The organism is Candidatus Litorirhabdus singularis, assembly GCF_026262625.1.
In the GTDB taxonomy this organism is placed as follows: Bacteria; Pseudomonadota; Gammaproteobacteria; order Pseudomonadales; family Halieaceae; genus Litorirhabdus; species Litorirhabdus singularis.
The window spans coordinates 59,570-79,551 of record NZ_SHNN01000002.1 but is presented as its reverse complement, the minus strand read 5'-3'; the positions used below and the strand labels follow the sequence as shown (position 1 = coordinate 79,551).

The following is a 19,982-nucleotide window of genomic DNA, read 5'->3' as shown; positions in this document are numbered from 1 at the left end:
TACTAACACGGAAAGCACCTAAGCAAACGACACTGGGCCATTTCGAGAAATGTGCAGGTTCAGACTTGAAAACATCCGCGAAACTACGTTTCGCGATAACAAAAGCTCAAGATAAGCATTATAAGGACACGCAGAAAAATAGTTACATCACAAAGCGCCTGCCCCTTCTTGTGAGCTAATTACCCTCAAGCCAAGACTAGAACTGGTTCTGAAAGGTTAACTCGGGCGGAAACATAAATGTGCTTCCAGTTCTTAATCAACCACCCTACTCCGTTCGCTGAATGCACTGACCCTAAGATCGCGATAATGTTGCGCACTGACCAAATGACGACTCAGGTTGAGCAGATTTTAGACAGTAGCAGTAGCATGAGCATCCAGAAACCGAAATGCCTGACCGATTTACTGGAACCCCGGTATAAGGGGGACGCATATCTCGCCCTCGCACTCTGGTTTATGCGTGGCTCTTCTCGGCCCGTTTATTCCTGTACTGCTGGGTATTGTGGATCCTGTCGAACATGACATCTAGATAAACTGAGGGATAGCCTCGAAGTTTGTCCGTCATGATCTTGCTGGACTTACCAACATAGGTTTGCAATAGCAGTCTAAAGAAGCGTTCCGCAGCTGTGCGACCCCGTTTGATCTGAAGAGATACATCAACTACTTCACTATCCTGATCTTATAGTCCGCACAAATAGGGATGTTTGCCGTTGATCTGGATGGTCCGGTAGACCGGCGAAGACCTAAGCAAAGTAGAGGGTCCCGCCGTAGCCGTGGTGCTTACGCTTCAATCTACGTGTATAGATAGCCCCGAATTTGATGCTCCTCAGACGGAACGCTTCTCGGGATACAGCGATACCAATCTCTGCCAGCAAGTCCGCAATCTCTCTGTAACTTAGATTGAATCTATAGCAACGCCAGACTGCATAAGAAGTGATGTCAACTGGTAATCAGTCGCGGTTATATATTCATGCACCGATTCCGCAAATATCAGAGAATTAAGTTTGCTGCACCATTCATGGCGCTATCATATCAATCACGGCCAACTAGCTTGTCAGTAACTTCAGGGTCTACTCCAAGAAGACTATTATGGGCCTAGTTTATGTTGTCTCGCTTTTGGAGCTATCGGTGCGACAATAGAGACGACTTTAAGACTAGATAAGGAACTGCCAGATGGTCAAAGTTAGCATTATCGTGCCTGTATACAACGTGAGAGAAGAACTTTTAACCAAATGTCTCGAATCTTTAGTCAATCAAAAATTAGACAGTATAGAAATAATATTAGTAGATGATGCTTCTAATAATAGAAAAACTATAAATATACTCGCGGACTATAACGCCAAGTATGCAAGCAAAGTAGTTTTATGTACCCATGAAATAAATAAGAAGCAAGGTGGTGCGAGAAATACCGGATTAAATTGCGCTAAAGGTTCTTATGTGGGTTTCGTTGATGCGGACGACTACGTAGATGAAAATATGTTCCAACTTCTTTATTCGAAAGCAGAGGAAGATGGAGCTGATCTAGTCGATTGTGATTATTCTGAAGTATATGAATCTGGGCGTTCTATCAAAAATAGAACAAGCATAAAAGACGTAAAAGATCCTGAGGAATATCTGCTAAACCCGGGTCCTATATGGTCAAAAATATACTCAAAAAAAATAATTATGGAAAACAGAATATTTTTCCCTGAAAATATATTTTATGAGGATGATGCCATTTCTGGTATGCACCTACTTTATGCAAATAAAGTATCTAAAGTAAAAAGACATTTATATTACTACGTTAAACATGCTGATGCGGTTACCGCAAATCAAAAATATACACTTGGTGATAAAACTATCGCTAGTTCTTTTTATATTGATAGTATGATGGATCGCGGTTTTTTCGATGAGTACCAGCAAGTTATTCGTGCCAGATATTTTAAGATAGGGTTTTTGAATACATATAGGCAAGTAATAAGGTATCGAAGAGACTATTTTAAAATTTTGAAAGCATTGATCAAACGTTGCGATGAATATGGTATAGATCTTGATCATTTATTGATACGAAAACAGCTTAGCAAAAAACAAAAGCATCAATTAGAGCTACTGTTTAAATACCCAGAAATATTTCTATTATACGAAAGCCTAAATCAAATCAAAGCAAAAGTAGTGTTTCGGCTAAAAAAATTAGTCAATTACAAATGGTTAAGATAGTTCACCAAGATATTTCCCCAAGTTAATCCGACGAAGCGATAGCAATTATCCAAATGCGACTCAAGCAACTGCTCTAATCCACTTTGAGAACGCTCTTACCCTGAGGTCTTGAAAGTGTAATGACTCAGCTAAAACTGCATACTCACGCCTGGCCTTGTCAAGCAAGGCAAAATTATAACGGCACTGCTCCTTAACAGATCGAATCAACCCTTCCACCACGCACTTTTGCTGCGGCTTATGGGTACGGATGCACTTCTATTTGATGCTGTAATAATAGTAAATTCGGGCGTAGCCTCGACTGGTAAAAACCAGTACCTCGTCAGATCTATTGGTCAGGTCGTCCTGAACCTTGCCCTAGATGACGTAGCGATTGATCAAAGCCTAATCTAGAAGTGCCTCAGCTGCTTTCGCGTTGCCGGTGTGGCTTGAGCCACCAGCAGAGCTGCTCTTGCGTGCAGCAATCCATCACAGCGTCAGCGCAAACCAGCAATGCAGTTAACCACACGAGACTCTGGCCATGTCGGTTGCCCAACGTTCGTTGGAGCGTGCGGCAACATTTCTATAGCCAGCATAAAGTAATGCATCAATTAGCCGACGAATACCGCTAGCCATCAACTCTTTGGCGCGTCGCTCTTGAGCCTTGGGCTTGTTGTAATGCTACCGCACCGATATCTCAGCTCATTCGCTCGCTTTACTGACCGGAAATCGTGTACCAGCTGTCGCCATCTCGGCTATTAGACAAGCTAAGATTCCTCAGTCGAATCGAGATCATGGTTACGTACTCCACAGCCCGCGCGACTTTACCATGTGCCGTTATTCATTTGGTAATTACTGATGTACCAGCATAACCGTTCACGCTTGCCTTTTTGATGAGCTTCGCAGCTGACCCTTGCGTGCAGGGAGGCGCATTTCGCCTTAGCAAATCACTCAGCAAACAACGGGGTTTTCCTGAATCACTACGCTATGCTAAGACCGTTCTATTCTAGTAATATGAACAAGTGATCCTGTTGATAATGATGGCTTCTGGCAATCCAAGATACAGCCGACTAGAGCGCAGAGTAATCAGTGTTAGCATAACGCAGGCCAGACTTATGGCCTAACGCGTCTTAAATATTCTTCAAGGGCCATAATAAATAAATGAAAGTGCCGACAAAAACACTCGAAACCGCCTGCCCAGTTTGTGAATCTGAGCGGACCCACCCTTTTTTTCAATTGGAAAAAATGCCGGCGCAAGATGGAGTTGTATATGCAAGCGAAAAAGCCGCTCTCAACGCGCCTCTCGGCGACATTAATCTTGCAGCCTGCAGTCGATGCGGTTTCGTCGGGAACTTAACCCACAATTCAAATCTGATTAAATTTACCGAGTACACATATTCAAAATACCACTCGCAAAAATACAGGAGCCATGTGGAGAAAACGGTCAGAATATTAACCGATAAATATTCTATTAAGAGCAAGAATGTAGTCGATGTTGGATGCGGCGAGGGATATTTTCTCAATGAATTGTGCAAGGCAGGTGATAACTATGGAATAGGCATAGATCCAAGTCTTCCTAAAACCGAGAAATTCCCAATTATCCATCCACGATTAAAGCTGATAAAAACCTACTATTCTGACGAACACGCAAAATATGCAAGCGATCTGATCTGCTGCCGCCACGTTATAGACGAACTCCCTTCACCTAAAGAGATAACACAGTTGATGGCAAGGAACCTTGGTGAAGCCGAAGATGGCTTAATATACATCGAAGTGCCTAACGCACTCCATACTTTTAGCAAGAAACTAATATGGAATATCGGGTATGCAAAGCGCTCGTGGTTCACTCCCACTTCACTTGAAGCGCTGTTAGAAATCTGTGGACTGCAAATTCTATTGACGAAGACGCTTTTTGGCGACGAATATCTCGGCGTTGTCGCCCGCAGATCATACGCTAGAGGCTCTCTCTCTACCGATATTCAGGAATCAATGCCAAGCTTCCTAAGAATACTGGATGAATTTTCCGAACACCTCAACCGGGAAATTATCAGGTGGAACAAAAAAATTGAGAACCTCAGGCTAAATGGTGAACAAATGGTCATCTGGGGTGCAGGCATGAGAGGCATCAACTTTCTTCACCTTTTCGGCGACAAGAAGATTTTTCCAAAAATCGTGGATATCAGCGTTGATCGGCAGGGGAGTTATTTGCCCGGTTCTGGGTATTTCGTCAATGCCCCAGAAGATCTTCAAAGCTTCAAACCAAGCCGTATCCTCATAACAAATTCAAACTACAAAGAGGAAATAGTCAATCATATAAAGGACCTTAGCCTAACTAGCAAAATAGAATATTTATAGCAACGTTCCCAGCGTACCTAGAAGGCCAACTTGGTTATATGCACACCGTCATCTTCACATACGCCGCGCACGATATCATTAAACTTGTCTCTCAGCGTTTCAAGAACAGGGCGATTGGAGTCAAACATATACTCATCAACTTTCTCTACCGGTATTAGCTCAGCAAGCGTGCCACAGATACAAAGCTCATCCGCCACTAAAAGCTCAGTTCGATCAACAGGCCGGCGCACAAATTTAACACCAAGCGAATTAGCGACTACCTCGATAATATCGATTGTAATACTCTCCAGTGCGCCCTCCGCAGAGCTCGGCGTCAATAGCGCTCCGTTTCTAACTATAAGCACCGCTGCACCAGTAGCCTCGGCCACCCTTCCCCATTGATTAAGTAGAATCATTTCTTCACACTGGCGCGCCCTCCCCTCAATCCTTGCCAAACGAGCAACTTGATAATTAGCAGCTGATTTTATTCGATAAGACAGCGCATTGTCTGAGCTTCGTTGCCAAGCACTGATACCAAGCTTAATCGATGACTGGAGCTGCTTACCGCTTTGATAGGCCGTCATGATCAAATCGGCCCTGGTGTTTTCCCCCCAGTGCCCTTCTACAACAAATAGCGTCGCCCTTATCCATAGATCGTTCTCAGGAGTAAGAAGCGATTTCGTGAGCGTCACAACGCAGCTCTCAAACTCTTCCAACGTCCAAGGAAATGGGATGTGTAAGAGACGAGCCGACTGGCAGAGTCTGTAGTAGTGTTGCGGTAAAGCCAAAATTCCAAAGCTTCCATCTAAGTGCCAATAACCCTTAATGCCCTCAAATACGCTAAGCCCACGGTTAACCGCCTCGCAACTCACGTGCAGACGCGCATCTTCCCAGGGTACTAATTCGCCATTCACAAGTGCAAACGCTGGCGCCTGCAATGATGTCTTTTTCATCCTCGTCACTCTTCAATGCCTATAACCCCATTGTGCCACAACGTGGGTTACGCGATACTATTCTTATTAAATCTTTGCTGCTGTCGGCTCTATCGTAATGCTCCTGCTCTCCGTCGGCTCCTGATTTTACCCCTGCGCTAAGATGTACCAAGCACGACAGTGTCTTAATAATTCATGCGTAAATATGCAACTGACAAATCTTGAAGAACAGTCAAAAGCAACATCTGTCTAAGCTTAACCTACCGAGTCATGAATGTTAGGCTACTCGATCACTATAGCTGTAGGTAATTTGGTACATTCGACATCATGAATATAGGCCTCCTCCGCGAAATACTGCCTAACTTCTCCTTTTACGACGGGCGCGTTGACAGTTTTGATGTAATACCGAAGACATATCAGAACACAAACGCGAAGTTCACAATTGGAAATCGCTCTTGGGTGATAAAAAGACACAGCAAACACGGCTTGTCTAATAGATTGCTCTTGTCCCAGTGGTACCAGTTAAACCTTTATGAAGCTGGGCTTAGAGTTCCTAAAATCGAAGCAGGCTATGGCGGCGAAACGTTCATCGCAAGCGGGCAAGAGATCTTCAGTATACAGGAATGGATTGAAGGTCAGACCATGCAACACAAAGAAGAGCGGATAAACCAGACCGCAATACGCTCATTGGCCTCGCATCTCTCAGAAATGCATGCTGTCAGCAAAACGCTCTACAGCATGTCGCCCCAACCAAGAAATAAAGTCGACAGGCTAGTTTGGCCGAAAGTTTATTTGAAACACATAAAATCATCAACTCGGCGAAGAATTCCAACTCTTCTCCTTAATCGGCTAAAGCCCAAGAAATCATTTATGGACAGGTGGGTGCTGGAGAACCTACAGGCTTTAGAGCAAGAAGCCAGACAAATATCTACCAATCCGGTCTCAACGTTCCGAGACTTGTGCTACGTGTACAGCGATATCTACTGGGGAAACCTCATTTTTGACCATAATCACGAACTGCGCGCTTTTATTGACTTCGACAATGCCGGAGTCGGCTCACAGGAATTTGAAATCGGAGTAGCCGCCTCTATCTGCGCAACCAGTAGTGAAGACATACACACATTCCTCAACGCCTACCAGGAAGCTACAGGAATAACACTCAACATGGAGACCATAATTTTTTCTATGAGGCTGAAAATTTTGACGGGATCACTGTGGTGCATCCATGCTCATCTCGATCTTAAAGGTGTCGACCCCGTCTGGCTCGCGCGTTGGAGCGCTTTTCTGGAAAGGAGTAGGTTGAATTTAGTGGAATTCGAATCCCAGATTTAGACAAGCCTTCGAAAAGTAGACAGCAGCTTCGTAGCCTCAACACCAATACGCCACAAGCTTTGGTTTTGCGCTGGGCCTGCTTTATAATAAAGCCGTCTCGATATCGGGGCTTTCATTAAAATTAGCCGACAGATTTACAACTCTCAGCGCCTGCGATGTCCGGAACCCACAGGTTATCGTGCAAGAAGCTCCGATAGACGCGACTCCTGCCCTGCTCGATGCTGGTATCGGTCATGGAGATGAGGTAAAAAAGCCGATGTAAATTGATACTGAAAAATCAGAGAGAGTCAGTTTCCCTAAGCCCTTTTAGTAGCTTTAACGCTCGAGAGAACAATACAAATGGATAACTTATTTATTACTAAGCTAATGGACTGGGCACCTACGGTGTCGCGCAAGGCCAGGTTTACCAATCGCGTTCTTTCGCTATTGGGATTATCAGCACGTCTTGTTGATCCAATGGGCACCGGACGAATGAGTAACGTGGAGCAACGCATGAATCTGTTCCACTTATGCAGTCAAGTACTGGCTTATAAAGTACCCGGTCAAATAGTAGAACTGGGTAGCTATACAGGATCGACTTCGATTTTGCTCTCTAAAATCGTTCAGCAGATGGATCCAGACAGAGAGATACACCTCTACGATGCCTGGGTCCGCGAGGATTTTCTCAAAAGATTGATACAGAATTTTGACAACGCCACTCTACCTCGCCCGCACCTATACAGAGGTTGGATTCAGGAAACGGTTGCAGCGCATTTACCAGATCAGATCTGCTTCGCGCACATTGATCTGGGTTCTAGGATTTCACCGGATCAAACATCACTGATAGAGTATGCGCTGGACCAAGTCTATCCGCGTATGTCACCTGGCGCTATATGCGTCATACAGGAATACAGTGATGAGGTACTTACTCCGTTAGGTAAACAACACCACAGGCCGGGGCTGAAGGCAGGAGTTAAGAAATTTTTGGCAGACAAACCTGAGAATATTGCACCTCTCTATGCTGGAAACTTCAGAGTCTATGCACACGGATATTTTCGAAAACTATAACTCGTAACCGATAAGGTCTTTATAGCCTGGAAATATAACCACCTAGCAGCTGGCACAAGATCTATCTGCCGACCCGCGATTTTACCACACAGAGGTAGATACCTGTTCAGGAAAAGCGCGGAGGAGCGAAATTGCAGCTTGGCGAACTCTCAGCCAAAAATATGCAGACTTACAGCGTGAGCGTGTGCCACGATCACCTTTTGCTTACCGACATCATTCGCCAACTTCGCTTGACCTCATCACATCTGTTAATTTAACGAATTAGTTTTGGAGAAATTCCAATGACGACAAGAACAACCCCCTTGGTCAGCGTCGGAGTGACCTCATACAGGCGGCCGCTAGAGCTTGAAAACGCTCTCGACAGTGTATTGGGTCAGACTTACAGAAACCTTGAGGTCATAGTGTCTGACAACTGTTCTCGTATGGACGAAGTGGAGTGTGTACTGGAGCGTTTTTCAACTCAAGATATTAGGGTTCGATTATTTCGGCAAGATGAAAACATCGGCATGATGCCTAATCATACGTTCGTCTTGCGCAAAGCGACCGGGGATTATTTTCTTTGGCTACATATCGACGACCAGATTCCGCAAAATTATATTGAAAAGTGCATGGATCGATTTTCGGATTCGGAGGATATAGTTTTGGTTGGTCCGAAAGCCAACGCTTATATGGAAGGGCGGTATTGGTATACTTACAGCACTTTTTCCACTTTAGGACAACATGCTTACCACCGTTTTAGAAGACTGATTGATATAGGGTATTCTCAACCAAGTGCGTTTCAGCAATATTTTTTCGGTATCTTTCGGAGAGACACCCTCGCCGCTTGCGTTTGGGAAGATGGCAAATATTACTGGGATGGTTCCTTTTCGCTGTTCTTCAGAATTTCAGAATTAGGGTTTCTTCATCTAGCGGAAGATGTGTCTCTTGATAAATTTAACCGTAAGGAGGACTTTAAAAAGTGGCGTGATAAAAATTATTGTGACAAGCCAATTCGTTTCAAGTTTGCAGGCGCAAAGGTTTCAGAAGTATTGCCCAAAACTTTGGATATCCTTGTCACTTTAGCCAGAAGCCAGCAATTGACGAAACCACAAAAAATTCGCCTTATGACATTGTGTATTATCCGGTTTATAAGCGTTCTATTCACCAGCAAGGAAGCCCTGTGGAAGCGTGTTGCATTGATTCCCTACCGACTACTACGCAAAGCTTTGCACATAACGTACTATTTCTTGCGCAAGCTTCGCTAGCCCTCGCCTTACTCAGGTATATAGCGGCGATTACCGCCGTGATACTTGTCACATAAAACAGCTGTTGAGAAAATGTAATACTACTCCTGCAGGTTCTTACCTCAGAAAGCGATATTCCTGCTATACGCTGGCATATCTGCTAGCGCTTCCTCTGAGGCACGCCCGACCGCCCTCCAAAAAGCGTAAAATATCGTAAATCCAGTGACTTTTCCGTCGTATTTAGCGCCATGACCACGATGATATTTGCTGCTAATACAGCAGAATAGAGATTTTACTATGAAGAGGCGATACAACGAAAAACAGACCAACAGTGCGATCAAGTAGCATGCATGAGTCGGGAGCAAAAGCTTACGATGTATATCATTAGCTCAGCATCTCTTCAGACACATTCTACAACTGGCGGACCAAGTGCGCCGGACTTGAAGCCAACCAAACCAAGCGGCTGAGATAGCTTAAAGCGCATAACCACATACTAAAGAAGCTCTTTGCTGAGAAAATACCTAAGAACGAAGCAATGAAAGCCGCACTTTCAAAGAGGAGCTAACACTTCGGTATCGTCGCTCGGCGTACGAAGAAAACGGATAGTCTAAATGTATCCCTACCCAAATTCGAAATGCCAGGCTTTGATCACGGCCAACGACTCATGAATCTATGAAAACTGTGAACCAGTCCTGTCCAATTTGGTGTAGATGACAACGGGGAATTGGAAAGCTATTCCTGTTATGGTACTTTTCGCATATATCGGCAGTAATACATTGATGCCGCGCGAACTAAAAATCGCGTTAAGCTCGCACCTATGATCGACCGTTGCAATTGATACGAGCCAGCGAAAACCGTTAATCAGGACGACAGGTCGATGAAAGTAGTACTTTTTTGCGGGGGTCTCGGAACACGCCTACGCGCGCATACAGACGAGGTTCCTAAACCGCTGGTTAACATCGGTCCAAGGCCCATACTATGGCACCTGATGAGGTACTACGCGCACTTTGGCCACACTGAGTTTATATTGTGCCTGGGTCACATGGGAGATCAGGTCAAACAATACTTCCGCGACTATGCAGCTGAGTTGCCCAATGACCTGGCAGTTACTGAAGATGCTAGCGAAATCCGCTTGCTCGACAACAGTACTATCGACTGGAAGGTAACTTTTGCTGACACTGGCCTCGAGGCCAGTATCGGACAGCGCCTGCGCGCTGTGCGTCACCACCTGCAGGGCGAGGAAATGTTTCTTGCTAACTACAGCGACGGACTGTCCAACCTGCCGCTCAATGAATACCTGGACAGAGTCAGGTTGGAGGACAAAATTGCTAGCTGCGTGCGCGTGCGTCCGGATCGAAGCTTTCATACCCTAAATGTGGGAGACGACGATATCGTTAGCAGTATAGCGGCTGCCGCCGATTCAAATATCTGGGTCAACGGGGGTTTCTTCGCACTCAAACAAGAAATTTTCGATTACCTCGGAGAGAACGAAGATCTGGTCGAAGAACCCTTTCAACGTCTGATTGCTGAACGCCAGTTACTGGCCTATCCACACGAAGATTTTTGGGCCTGTATGGACACCTACAAAGACAAGAAGGCTTTCGACGCTATGGAGTCCCGAGGTGACATGCCCTGGCGGCTTTGGGAACACTAGCAATCCAGCTGCCGCTAATCGCTACCAGACGAGCTTTCGCGCATAGAATCCCTCGGCATACTCGGCATTGCACTCAACGCCGCGCACGCGCATAAAGGCCTTAAAAGTCTCTGCAGAAAACCACTTCCGCGACTGCTGAGAGGCATAGCTCGTGACCAGTTGACTCGCTTTACGCTCACTCATCTCGGCAGTGAGTGATACAAACACATGTGGTTGGCCGAGATCACCGTCCCATTTTAAAATTTCATACTCCCATATAGTGTGGTCACGCCAAGTATTCCAGGTTAACTCAGACAACAGACGGTGATCCTGATGACGGTCACTCTCCCAATGAGTCAGAATAAGATCTGGCTCAAAGTCACTTTTCAGCGCTTCAAAAATCGCCTTCACTCGATCGCCCTGCCATGGCAGAAACGCATCCTTGAACTGGTGCAATTCGATATCCACGTTAGCGGCACCAGCAGTAAACAATTGCGCAGAACGGCGAGCCTCCTCAGCCCGCACTGGGTCTGCACCACACATTACAACCCAATGAATGTGAATCTGAGGGTTATGCTCGATGAGGCGCATGACCGTACCGCCGGCACCAAGTTCGATGTCATCAGGGTGGGCACCAATGCATAACAAGCGTTGTATCCCGCCCAGATCCAATAGGGATTTCATTGTTCTTTATCTCCTGAACCCAGCGCGTGTAAATAGTTACTGGCGTAAGCGGTTGCATCAAAATTCGGGTACTCTCGATCTCGCGTCGCTATAACACTGACGGGCAACGGCCAATCGATACCAAACGCGGGGTCGTTGAAGCGAGCCCCTGCGCTCAATTGAGGCGCATAGTATTCCGTCATCATGTACAAGACATCAGTGTTCGACTCCAGAGTCTGAAAGCCGTGAGCGAAGCCTGCAGGAACGTATAAGGCGTTATGGGAACGGCTGTCCAGTTCCACGCCTACATGCTGCATGAAAGTTGACGAAGACGGACGCAGATCCACAATAACATCAAACATGCGGCCCTGCTGACAGCGCACCAACTTAGCCTCGCGCGATGGCAGCAACTGAAAGTGCATACCGCGCAGGGTTCCCGGCAGGGCGTTGTGCGATAAGCTGGACTGCACCATAGGCTCATTCACACCCTGACGCTCAAACTCTTGGCGGCAATAAAGCCGCGCGAAAAAACCACGTTCATCACTCTGCGGTTCCGGCTCTACAACAAAGGCGCCCTCCAACTGCGTTGGCACAAATTTCATCGAGCGGTCCAATAAAGCTGAGCATCGAGCTGCCCGGACGACTGCAGGTATTTGAGCTGCTTAAGTCGGGTAAACGCCCTGAACTCATAAGTGTCCGCTGACATTTCTATACGCTCAAACAACTGCTTGAGCTCGCGCGCACCAGCAGCTGCGGTCCAGCGAGCGGTAAAACCGGGCAACCGGGTACTGATCTTGTCGAACGCAACGCGATAACTTCGATTATCTCCGCTGGGCGGGCCGGTGCTTACTTCACAGCCAGGGAACACATCAGCCACAATCTGCGCAATTTCTCGGATACGGTAATTCTCACTGTTAGCTCCTACATTAAACACCTCGCCATTCACTGCGTCCTTTGGAGCCTCGAGCGCGCAGCGCATGGCTTCACAGATATCCTCAATATGCACGATGGGACGCCAGGGACTGCCATCGCTAATCATCGAAATTTTGCCAGTCGTCCAGGCCAACGCGCAGAGGTCATTCAGCACAATATCAAAGCGCATACGCGGTGAAGGGCCATAGGCGGTAGCGTTGCGCAGGAACACCACACTGAAATCATCACTCGCCATTGCACCCAGGTCGCGCTCGACCAGCGTCTTACATTCTGCATAGGCTGTCTGCGGATTAACCGCTGAGGTTTCATCCACAATATCCACGGTGGCTGCGCCGTAGACGCTGCAGGAAGACGCATAGATAAACCGTTTAACCCCTGCTGCTTGAGCTGCGTTCGCAATGCGCAAGGAACCTTGGTGGTTTATAGAAAAAGTATTGTCGCGCTGATGCTCACCCAACGGATCATTGGATAACTCTGCCAAATGCACTACGGCGTCGTAACCCACGAAATCGTCCACATTAACCGTCCGCAGATCCTTGAGCAGAGTCAGTGGTGCCTGCGGAATACCGACGCGATCTAGGTATAGCGTGCCATCGCCGTAAAAACCCGCATCGAGACCGGTGACACGATGGCCGTGGTGAGTAAGCCAAGCGGCCAGCCGCATACCTATGTAACCCTCTGTGCCGGTAACCAATACATTCATCGCAGATATTCCATCAGAGGTCACAGGACACGAACTTCAGGAATAGGGATCACAAACTGACCACCCCACTCTCTTATCACGGCCATTTGCTCGCAAATTTCATCGGCCAGATTCCAGGGCAGTATTAACACATAGTCCGGCTGAGTGCGCAGTATCTCGTCCGGATGCTTGATGGGAATATGTGTACCTGGGGTGAACAAGCCCTGCTTGTGAGGACTCCGATCGACCGTATAGTCGAGAAAATCAGTGCGGATGCCACAGTAATTTAGCAGTGTATTACCCTTACCCGGCGCTCCGTAACCAACAACAGATTTGCCATCGGCCTTCGCCTGAATAAGGAAAGACAGTAACTTGTGCTTGGTTTCGATCACCTGCTGCGCAAAGTCCTGATAAGCCGCCAGACTGCCCAGACCCAACTGTTGTTCACGCTCGCGCAGCGCACTGACTGCTGCAGTAACTGCCAGCGCGTCGTGCTGCGCATGACGCACGTAAACACGCAAAGAGCCTCCATGCGTAGTCAGTTCTTCCACATCAAAAACCGTTAAAGCGTGCCGGCTAAAACACTGCTCTACCACCTGCAGAGACAGATAGGAGAAATGCTCGTGATAAATTGTATCGAACTGGTTGTGCTGCATCAGCTGCAGCAGGTGCGGAAATTCCAGCGTGATAACACCTGTCGGCGCTAGCAGCGTCTTCATACCCAGAACAAAGTCGTTGAGTTGCGGCACGTGCGCCAGCACGTTATTACCAACAATGATATCTGGTTGGCCTGGCGTTTGCGCGAGTTGCACTGCCAACGCTGAACCAAAAAAATCGACCTGTGTTGGTATGCCGGCTGCAACCGCGACAGCGGCTACATTCTTCGCTGGTTCAATGCCCAGACAAGGCACTCCTGCTGCGACAAAATGCTGCAGCAGATAGCCGTCATTGCTAGCGATCTCCATCACCAGAGAATCTGCTCCCAGCTGAAATCGTTCGATCATAGCATTGCAGTAGCGCCGCGCATGCTCTACCCAGCTATCAGAGTAAGAAGAAAAGTAGGCGTATTCGCTGAAAATATTCTGCGGCGCGACATACTCTTTTAGCTGCACGAGCAAACAACTATCGCAAATAAGCGCGTGCAGCGGAAAGAAAGCTTCGGCGCTGTCGAGCTGATCGGGACCGATAAAAGACTCGCACAGAGGCGACATACCCAAGTCGACAAAACTGCGGCTGAGCGGGGCCGAGCAAGATCGGCATGAGGTCTCTGCCGCAACCGGTGTATTGATGGTTTCCATCTGAACGCTTTCTTGGAGTTTGAACCATTGAGCCAAAAACCCAGACGATGGGCAACCCTATTCTTCTATACCAACCACGATGTGCCGCATGGGGAGACGTTATGCCGCATGCAGTCGAACGGGTACGTTCTTTCGGCGGGGAACACCCCTTAAACAAAAAAGCCCCACCCAAAGGGTGAGGCTTTTTTGTTTATTTGGTGCGCCCGGCACGATACATCACAACGCCCTCAGGGGCGTTGTGACCCTACGGGCGTCCTCGCTTGCGCTGCGGGCGTGCTGAATGCTCCTGTGGTCGCATGCAGTCGAACGGGTACGTTCTTTCGGCGGGGAACACCCCTTAAACAAAAAAGCCCCACCCAAAGGGTGAGGCTTTTTTGTTTATTTGGTGCGCCCGGCACGATACATCACAACGCCCTCAGGGGCGTTGTGACCCTACGGGCGTCCTCGCTTGCGCTGCGGGCGTGCTGAATGCTCCTGTGGTCGCATGCAGTCGAACGGGCACGTTCTCTCGGCGGGGAACACCCCTTAAACAAAAAAGCCCCACCCAAAGGGTGAGGCTTTTTTGTTTATTTGGTGCGCCCGGCACGATTCGAACGTGCGACCGCCTGGTTCGTAGCCAGGTACTCTATCCAGCTGAGCTACGGGCGCTAAAACTTTTCTCTCCGCGCAGTATAGCATAAACCGTACATCGCGAAGGGGCGGTACTATAGTGTCCAAGCTATTGATAGTCAAGGCTTTGTACGACTATGCGAACCGGGCGGCAGTTCATCGGCCAAGGCACAATTCAAGCGCTTAACTCGCTACTCTACCCGGAGTAGTATGGACCTTCAATTCCGCAGGAGGACAGGACTAATGGCAGGCTTTAAACGAAAAGAAATAGAAGCTGCATTTGAAAAGTACCAGGTCGCCGCGCTCAAGGGCGCTCAAACCAAGGACTGGCGCGACTGGGCAGACTGCTTTACTGAAGATGCGACCTACAACGAGCATTTACACGGTAAATTTTGGGGGCGTGAGCGTATTTTCCAGTGGATTACAGACACCATGAACGCCTACCCCGGACCGGAAATGACGGGTTTCCCCATCAGCTGGTACAGCATCGATACGGCCAAGGGCTGGGTGTTCTGCGAGGTAATGAACCGCATGCAGGATCTGGGCGACCGCAAGATACACGAAGCGCCCAATATCACCATTCTGCATTATGCCGGGAACGGTCTATTCTCTTATGAAGAAGACGCCTACAACCCGACCAATTTCGGTACTATGCTGCAGGCCTATGAAGAAAGTAAGGCTGCCATGGCGGAAAAAGCCAAGCAAAAGAGCTAAGCCACCGGCGCATGTGCGCCGGCCCCAGCCTCAACGTGCGTCTGCAAGCGCGCCTTGGCCTAGTTCTCGATAGCTGAAGCTGCGCTCAATGGCGCCCTGCCAAGGCTTCCCATCTATCTCAACGTGGGGATAGATAAAGTAGTTTAGCGGTGCTCCGCGGTGGCCAGCACCTAGCTGCAGGTCACGTCCGGTGGAAAAATGAATGCGATCGGTCGGGTGGCTACCGTAGTAAAACTCGCGCTTGCTGGGGTCCTTGAAGGCCTCGCTGGCATCAATCGGAAACCATCCTATACCGGGCAGGTAATACTGCACCCAGCAATGGTAGCCCCCTATCGTCCCCTCGCTGCGATCAGTAGGCACCGGAAAACCAATTTCAAAGCGCGCGGGAATGCTTTCGCTGCGCGCCAGCGAAATAAACAGCGCGTGAAAATCGGTGCAGTTACCGTAACGCTCGTTGCAGGCCCAGTAGGTATCGCCATTGCCCCAGCCGATGCCCACTTTTTTGTACTCAACGTTGTCAACTACCCAGTCGTATATAGCACGACCCAGGACTGCCGGGTCGTCACTGCCGGCCGCCTCACGCACCTCCGCCAGTATCGGCTGCAAAATAGGATCACCCACCAGCACTCTGGCATTACTTTCCAGGAACTTGGCAAACTCTTCCCGCCCTGCCGCGTCCAGTGCCGGCGTCACACCGTCGGGTACCGCCAGACGTGAACCGCGGCGCTCCACCGTGGTGCTAACTGTCACTTCTACCGGGCGACCGTCGGACTGCTCCAAACTGCCGTGCCAGTAGCGATTACCATAGGCATCCTCTACTTCGACCTGACCGGGAATCGAAGCGATAATAGTCTCGGCAACCACCTGCTGCTGATCGGTTGCCGCAGCCAACGGAATAAAAACATGCACAGCACCTGTGCCCACGTCTGGTAGCGCAATCGAGGCGCTGTAATCAAAGCTAAAAGTTCGCACGGCCTCAGCGGCCTGAGCATTGAGTGTCGCAGTCATAGCCAGCAGCAAAGTAGCAGCGATAACGGTCAGCGGTCGAAGCATTGGTTCAGTTCCCTTGAAAAAATTCCGTCCGCATTCTAGCGAGATCAGCACTCGCTAACCAGCTACACGGGCAAAGAATTTTTATAAATTTGGTTTGGAGTGGTTTAGCGTGGTTTGCAGATAGCCCGCGGGCACAGGTGCCCGCGGTGATAAAGACGCAGTGATTAGTCTCCGTAGACGTACTTGTCGATAGTCTGGTGCAAGTGGCGAATGCGCACTTCCTGATAGTTACCCAGACTAACCGCGCCCTTCTTCGACTGCCGCATACCCTTTTGCACGAAGGGAACGTTTTTCATATCCTGCTCAAACACATCACCCAGAGCACCCAGCTCTTCGCAATCTGTCCATGGCTGCTCAGGACGCAGCTCTATGCAAGGCACGTCGGCGGGACGCTCGGTACCTTCGGGAAAGCGCATCAGCAGCATCACTTCCATCAGTGCGGTATTCGGGTCATCGCCATTGGGTCGAAAGCGATAGACGATATTCGGGTTAAAGCCCGCCCAAGGCGCAAAGTTAGGAAAGACCGAATACAAAATAGCATCCAGCACCTCACTACGAGTGGCGAACTCAGACAGATCTACCCCGGCCAACGCGCTGAACTCTTTGTAGTTAATCTCTGCCATAAACTCGCGAGCACTCATACCATCAGGTACCTGATGAACAGGCTCATCCGCTGCCATGCGTCCTGAAGTCGCCGCCAGCGCATCCATCACTTCCTGTTCCGTGACATTACGCGTGTGTGGGCTAGGCACCCCCATGGCGGTAATGGTACGGCTGGTGTTCTCGCCATAAATGTCATATTGCGAGTTAGAATCAGCGGTATACGGCACAATTTGCGGATGCGTATCCAGCGAGTGCCATGACTCAATAAAGGCCTCAAAACCGACCTTCCAGTTGCAGCCAATAATGCGGCTAACGTGCAAGGCCTTGAAAGTGTTTTCCAAACTCCAGCGCTCAAAGTGGCTGCGCATTTCAGGGCCCATGTACTCTTCCAGCGAAGGCGCATCCGCGTCCATATTAATGAATACCCACCCGGCCCAAAAGTCGACACGCACTTCAGGCAGTTGCAGGTCTTCCTTGGACAGATGCTCAAAATCCCAAGGGCAAGGCGAGCCTTTGAAACTGCCGTCTAAATTCCAACTAAAGCCATGAAACGGGCAGCGAATATCGTCGCTCTGGCCATTTTCATCCTTCAGCTGACGACCACGGTGCAGGCAGGAGTTATGGTAGCCCTTTACCTCGCCCGTCTCGGTGCGGGTCACAAAGATAGACCAGGTGGCAATATCATAGACAACATGATCACCCACGTTGGGTATTTCGGTCTCGCGGCACACCATTTGCCAGGTGCGGTTCCACATTTTATTCACTTCCAGGTCGTGAAATTCCTGACTGATATAGCGTTCCACCGGCAGGTCAGCAGACCCCAAAAACGTGTTGGTGTTAGAGCGCAGCGCATCCGGAACCGGCACCACCTCCTCGTCCAGCATCTCTTGATAGGAAATACCGTGCGAGCGAGGCTGCTCGGGATCGCGCGGAAGTTTAGTCTTGTAGTCGCCCATAGTAATTACCCTTAGCGCCAACCTCTAAACGGATTGGGCGCGTTGCATGACAAGTCAAAAAAACAGTCCAACTTGTTTAATATTAGCCCCGCGCGTAGCATGCCACAAGACATAAACAAGGAAATCATCGATGACTCAACTGGCAGGAAAAGTAGCACTGATTACCGGAGGCGCCGGCGATATCGGCAGAACCACCGCGCAGCGCTTTATAGAGCAAGGCGCCAGCGTCGTACTGGTGGGTCGTAACGAAGAGCGACTGCAGCAGGCCGCCGCGAGTATCGGCTCTGAAAACTGCCATTATTACGCCGCCGATATTAGTAACGATGAGCAAATGCGTGCCTGCGTGGCGTTTGTGCTGCAGACCTGTAAGAGGCTGGACATTGTCTTAAGCAACGCCGGAATTTCCGGGCCCATAGCGGCCGTCGAGGACTACGCTACCGCCGATTTCGAAGACATCATGCGTATCAATGTCACGGGCACCTTCATCACACTCAAACACACCATGGCCATACTTAAAGCCAACCCGGAAGGCGGCTCAGTGATCATAACCTCTTCTGGCGCGGGGCTGTTTGGCCTGGCCAACCTGTCGGGCTACGTAACCAGCAAGCACGCCCTCACCGGCCTCATGCGCAGCACCGCCCTGGAAGGCGCTGATGACGCCGTGCGAGTGAATCTGATTGCACCGGGACCCGTCAAGAGCAGCATGACCGACGCTATCGGTGCGGACTTTGGGATGACACCCGACGAGTACGAAAAACTCATCAGCGAGACTATCCCCATGGGTCGCTATGCCAGCCTTGATGAGGTCGCCGATATGATGCAGTTTCTCGCCAGCGATGCCAGCCGTTACTGCACCGGTTGTGTGTTCCCGCTTGATGGCGGCAAGGCAATGCACTAAACCTGCCACCGATACGCCCGGCGCCGCAGTATGGACTAGTATATTAGGCCATTGCGACGTCAGCCAAGACAGGGGCTGGTGTGATCAAGGCGGCTATGCTCCAATGCCAGCCACTAAAAGTTGGGAGTTCGAATATGCGCACTTATGCACTCACTGGTGGTGCCTCAGGCATCGGCGCGGCACTGGCTAAAGCGCTGGCTGACCAGGGTCACCGCATCATTAACGTCGACATCAAAGATGCCGATATTATTGCTGATCTCTCTACCCCTGAAGGTCGCCAAGCTGCAGTAGCTGGCGTGCGTGAAATGGCCCCCGACGGTCTTGATGGGCTCGTGCCACTGGCAGGCGTACCCGGGGGTGGCCCTCCTGGCACGCTGATCACTGCCGTCAACTTTTATGGCACCGTAGAATTTCTGGAAGGTCTTAAAGACCTGCTGGCGTTGAAAAAAGGCAGCGTCGTGTTGTTGTGCTCAAACTCCGGGCCCATGTCCAGTGGCGAAGAAAATCTGCTTCATGCGCTGCTCGAAAGCAACGAAGAAGAAGCACTGCGCATCGCCAAGGAAGAAGACGACGGCATGCATTATATGGTCGGCAAACGCGCGCTCAATTACTGGATGCGCCGGCACTGTATGGCATACGCGCAAATGGGCATTCGCATGAATGCGGTCGCGCCAGGCCCCGTAGAAACACCGATGACAGCACCGTTATTGGAGGACCCCGTTATGGCGCCAGTGATTGAGAGTCTATTGGATGCGACACCGCTAAAGCGCATGGGCAAACCGCAGGAAATCGCCGAGTGCATTCTGTTCCTGCTAGGACCACAGGCTTCTTATGTCTGCGGGTCACTGCTGTTCATTGACGGCGGCTTCGACTCACATTCACGCACAGACCACATCTAGGCTC

At 49.3% G+C, this 19,982-nt stretch carries 17 protein-coding genes and 1 tRNA gene; 9 read left to right on the top strand and 9 right to left on the bottom strand.

The window, feature by feature from the left end; translation table 11 throughout:
• Positions 1 to 451: 451 nt before the first annotated feature.
• Positions 452 to 640, bottom strand: a complete 189-nt coding sequence (locus EYC98_RS08755; protein WP_279246056.1) for a DDE-type integrase/transposase/recombinase — start codon at positions 638 to 640, stop codon at positions 452 to 454.
• A gap of 530 nt (positions 641 to 1,170) precedes the next feature.
• Between EYC98_RS08755 and EYC98_RS08750 the strand changes: the two genes are divergently transcribed.
• Both EYC98_RS08750 and EYC98_RS08745 read left to right on the top strand, forming a co-directional pair.
• A complete protein-coding gene (locus EYC98_RS08750; RefSeq protein ID WP_279244968.1) occupies positions 1,171 to 2,193 on the top strand; it encodes a glycosyltransferase family 2 protein in 1,023 nt (340 codons plus the stop codon).
• A 1,137-nt stretch (positions 2,194 to 3,330) separates the two neighbouring features.
• Positions 3,331 to 4,524, top strand: coding sequence for a class I SAM-dependent methyltransferase (locus tag EYC98_RS08745; RefSeq protein WP_279244967.1), 1,194 nt, complete (start codon positions 3,331 to 3,333; stop codon positions 4,522 to 4,524).
• A gap of 17 nt (positions 4,525 to 4,541) precedes the next feature.
• Here the strand turns inward: EYC98_RS08745 and EYC98_RS08740 are convergent, their stop codons facing one another.
• A complete protein-coding gene (locus EYC98_RS08740) occupies positions 4,542 to 5,456 on the bottom strand; it encodes an aminotransferase class IV (RefSeq protein WP_279244966.1) in 915 nt (304 codons plus the stop codon).
• A gap of 306 nt (positions 5,457 to 5,762) precedes the next feature.
• On the opposite strand from EYC98_RS08740, the gene EYC98_RS08735 reads away from it, so the two are divergent.
• The 4 genes from EYC98_RS08735 (at position 5,763) to EYC98_RS08720 (ending at position 10,691) form a co-directional block, all read left to right on the top strand.
• A complete protein-coding gene (locus EYC98_RS08735) occupies positions 5,763 to 6,767 on the top strand; it encodes a phosphotransferase (RefSeq protein WP_279244965.1) in 1,005 nt (334 codons plus the stop codon).
• 339 nt (positions 6,768 to 7,106) lie between these two features.
• Positions 7,107 to 7,814, top strand: coding sequence for a class I SAM-dependent methyltransferase (locus EYC98_RS08730; protein ID WP_279244964.1), 708 nt, complete (start codon positions 7,107 to 7,109; stop codon positions 7,812 to 7,814).
• A 281-nt stretch (positions 7,815 to 8,095) separates the two neighbouring features.
• Positions 8,096 to 9,058, top strand: coding sequence for a glycosyltransferase family 2 protein (locus EYC98_RS08725; RefSeq protein ID WP_279244963.1), 963 nt, complete (start codon positions 8,096 to 8,098; stop codon positions 9,056 to 9,058).
• 856 nt (positions 9,059 to 9,914) lie between these two features.
• Complete coding sequence (locus EYC98_RS08720) at positions 9,915 to 10,691, top strand: sugar phosphate nucleotidyltransferase (RefSeq protein ID WP_279244962.1); 777 nt, start codon at positions 9,915 to 9,917, stop codon at positions 10,689 to 10,691.
• Between the two features lie 21 nt (positions 10,692 to 10,712).
• On the opposite strand, the gene EYC98_RS08715 is transcribed toward EYC98_RS08720, so the two are convergent.
• From EYC98_RS08715 to EYC98_RS08695, 5 genes are all read right to left on the bottom strand, one after another.
• Positions 10,713 to 11,354 (bottom strand): PIG-L deacetylase family protein, encoded by a 642-nt coding sequence (locus tag EYC98_RS08715; protein WP_279244961.1) that lies wholly within the window; start codon positions 11,352 to 11,354, stop codon positions 10,713 to 10,715.
• Positions 11,351 to 11,935 (bottom strand): dTDP-4-dehydrorhamnose 3,5-epimerase, encoded by a 585-nt coding sequence (gene rfbC, locus EYC98_RS08710; RefSeq protein WP_279244960.1) that lies wholly within the window; start codon positions 11,933 to 11,935, stop codon positions 11,351 to 11,353. The genes EYC98_RS08715 and rfbC overlap by 4 nt, the downstream gene beginning before the upstream one ends.
• Complete coding sequence (locus EYC98_RS08705) at positions 11,932 to 12,969, bottom strand: NAD-dependent epimerase/dehydratase family protein (RefSeq protein ID WP_279244959.1); 1,038 nt, start codon at positions 12,967 to 12,969, stop codon at positions 11,932 to 11,934. The genes rfbC and EYC98_RS08705 overlap by 4 nt, the downstream gene beginning before the upstream one ends.
• A 20-nt stretch (positions 12,970 to 12,989) precedes the next feature.
• Complete coding sequence (locus tag EYC98_RS08700) at positions 12,990 to 14,246, bottom strand: methyltransferase domain-containing protein (protein WP_279244958.1); 1,257 nt, start codon at positions 14,244 to 14,246, stop codon at positions 12,990 to 12,992.
• Between the two features lie 571 nt (positions 14,247 to 14,817).
• Positions 14,818 to 14,894, bottom strand: a tRNA-Arg gene (locus EYC98_RS08695).
• Positions 14,895 to 15,098: 204 nt separating this feature from the next.
• Here EYC98_RS08695 and EYC98_RS08690 point away from each other — a divergent pair.
• A complete protein-coding gene (locus EYC98_RS08690) occupies positions 15,099 to 15,569 on the top strand; it encodes a nuclear transport factor 2 family protein (protein ID WP_279244957.1) in 471 nt (156 codons plus the stop codon).
• Between the two features lie 30 nt (positions 15,570 to 15,599).
• On the opposite strand, the gene EYC98_RS08685 is transcribed toward EYC98_RS08690, so the two are convergent.
• Positions 15,600 to 16,622 carry a transglutaminase-like domain-containing protein gene (locus EYC98_RS08685; RefSeq protein WP_279244956.1) on the bottom strand — a complete coding sequence of 341 codons (1,023 nt, stop codon included), beginning with the start codon at positions 16,620 to 16,622 and terminating at the stop codon, positions 15,600 to 15,602.
• Positions 16,623 to 16,786: 164 nt separating this feature from the next.
• The gene (locus EYC98_RS08680) at positions 16,787 to 18,181 is read right to left on the bottom strand and encodes an aromatic ring-hydroxylating oxygenase subunit alpha (protein ID WP_279244955.1); all 1,395 of its coding nucleotides are present in this window, start codon (positions 18,179 to 18,181) and stop codon (positions 16,787 to 16,789) included.
• A gap of 130 nt (positions 18,182 to 18,311) precedes the next feature.
• Here EYC98_RS08680 and EYC98_RS08675 point away from each other — a divergent pair, with 130 nt between their 5' ends.
• Both EYC98_RS08675 and EYC98_RS08670 read left to right on the top strand, forming a co-directional pair.
• Entirely contained in the window at positions 18,312 to 19,079 is a 768-nt protein-coding gene (locus tag EYC98_RS08675; RefSeq protein WP_279244954.1) for an SDR family NAD(P)-dependent oxidoreductase, read from the top strand.
• Positions 19,080 to 19,213: 134 nt separating this feature from the next.
• Positions 19,214 to 19,978 (top strand): SDR family oxidoreductase, encoded by a 765-nt coding sequence (locus tag EYC98_RS08670; RefSeq protein ID WP_279244953.1) that lies wholly within the window; start codon positions 19,214 to 19,216, stop codon positions 19,976 to 19,978.
• The last annotated feature ends 4 nt before the right edge of the window (positions 19,979 to 19,982 follow it).

What these genes read in the sequence shown, in the direction of transcription:
- EYC98_RS08720 (WP_279244962.1), top strand. Translation starts at nt 9,915, where the DNA reads ATGAAAGTAGTACTTTTTTGCGGGGGTCTCGGAACACGCCTACGCGCG.
- EYC98_RS08750 (WP_279244968.1), top strand. Translation starts at nt 1,171, where the DNA reads ATGGTCAAAGTTAGCATTATCGTGCCTGTATACAACGTGAGAGAAGAA.
- EYC98_RS08680 (WP_279244955.1), bottom strand. Translation starts at nt 18,181, where the DNA reads ATGGGCGACTACAAGACTAAACTTCCGCGCGATCCCGAGCAGCCTCGC.
- EYC98_RS08690 (WP_279244957.1), top strand. Translation starts at nt 15,099, where the DNA reads ATGGCAGGCTTTAAACGAAAAGAAATAGAAGCTGCATTTGAAAAGTAC.
- EYC98_RS08725 (WP_279244963.1), top strand. Translation starts at nt 8,096, where the DNA reads ATGACGACAAGAACAACCCCCTTGGTCAGCGTCGGAGTGACCTCATAC.
- EYC98_RS08700 (WP_279244958.1), bottom strand. Translation starts at nt 14,246, where the DNA reads ATGGAAACCATCAATACACCGGTTGCGGCAGAGACCTCATGCCGATCT.
- EYC98_RS08705 (WP_279244959.1), bottom strand. Translation starts at nt 12,969, where the DNA reads ATGAATGTATTGGTTACCGGCACAGAGGGTTACATAGGTATGCGGCTG.
- EYC98_RS08670 (WP_279244953.1), top strand. Translation starts at nt 19,214, where the DNA reads ATGCGCACTTATGCACTCACTGGTGGTGCCTCAGGCATCGGCGCGGCA.
- EYC98_RS08715 (WP_279244961.1), bottom strand. Translation starts at nt 11,354, where the DNA reads ATGAAATCCCTATTGGATCTGGGCGGGATACAACGCTTGTTATGCATT.
- EYC98_RS08745 (WP_279244967.1), top strand. Translation starts at nt 3,331, where the DNA reads ATGAAAGTGCCGACAAAAACACTCGAAACCGCCTGCCCAGTTTGTGAA.
- EYC98_RS08675 (WP_279244954.1), top strand. Translation starts at nt 18,312, where the DNA reads ATGACTCAACTGGCAGGAAAAGTAGCACTGATTACCGGAGGCGCCGGC.
- EYC98_RS08730 (WP_279244964.1), top strand. Translation starts at nt 7,107, where the DNA reads ATGGATAACTTATTTATTACTAAGCTAATGGACTGGGCACCTACGGTG.
- EYC98_RS08735 (WP_279244965.1), top strand. Translation starts at nt 5,763, where the DNA reads ATGAATATAGGCCTCCTCCGCGAAATACTGCCTAACTTCTCCTTTTAC.
- EYC98_RS08685 (WP_279244956.1), bottom strand. Translation starts at nt 16,622, where the DNA reads ATGCTTCGACCGCTGACCGTTATCGCTGCTACTTTGCTGCTGGCTATG.
- EYC98_RS08740 (WP_279244966.1), bottom strand. Translation starts at nt 5,456, where the DNA reads ATGAAAAAGACATCATTGCAGGCGCCAGCGTTTGCACTTGTGAATGGC.
- rfbC (WP_279244960.1), bottom strand. Translation starts at nt 11,935, where the DNA reads ATGAAATTTGTGCCAACGCAGTTGGAGGGCGCCTTTGTTGTAGAGCCG.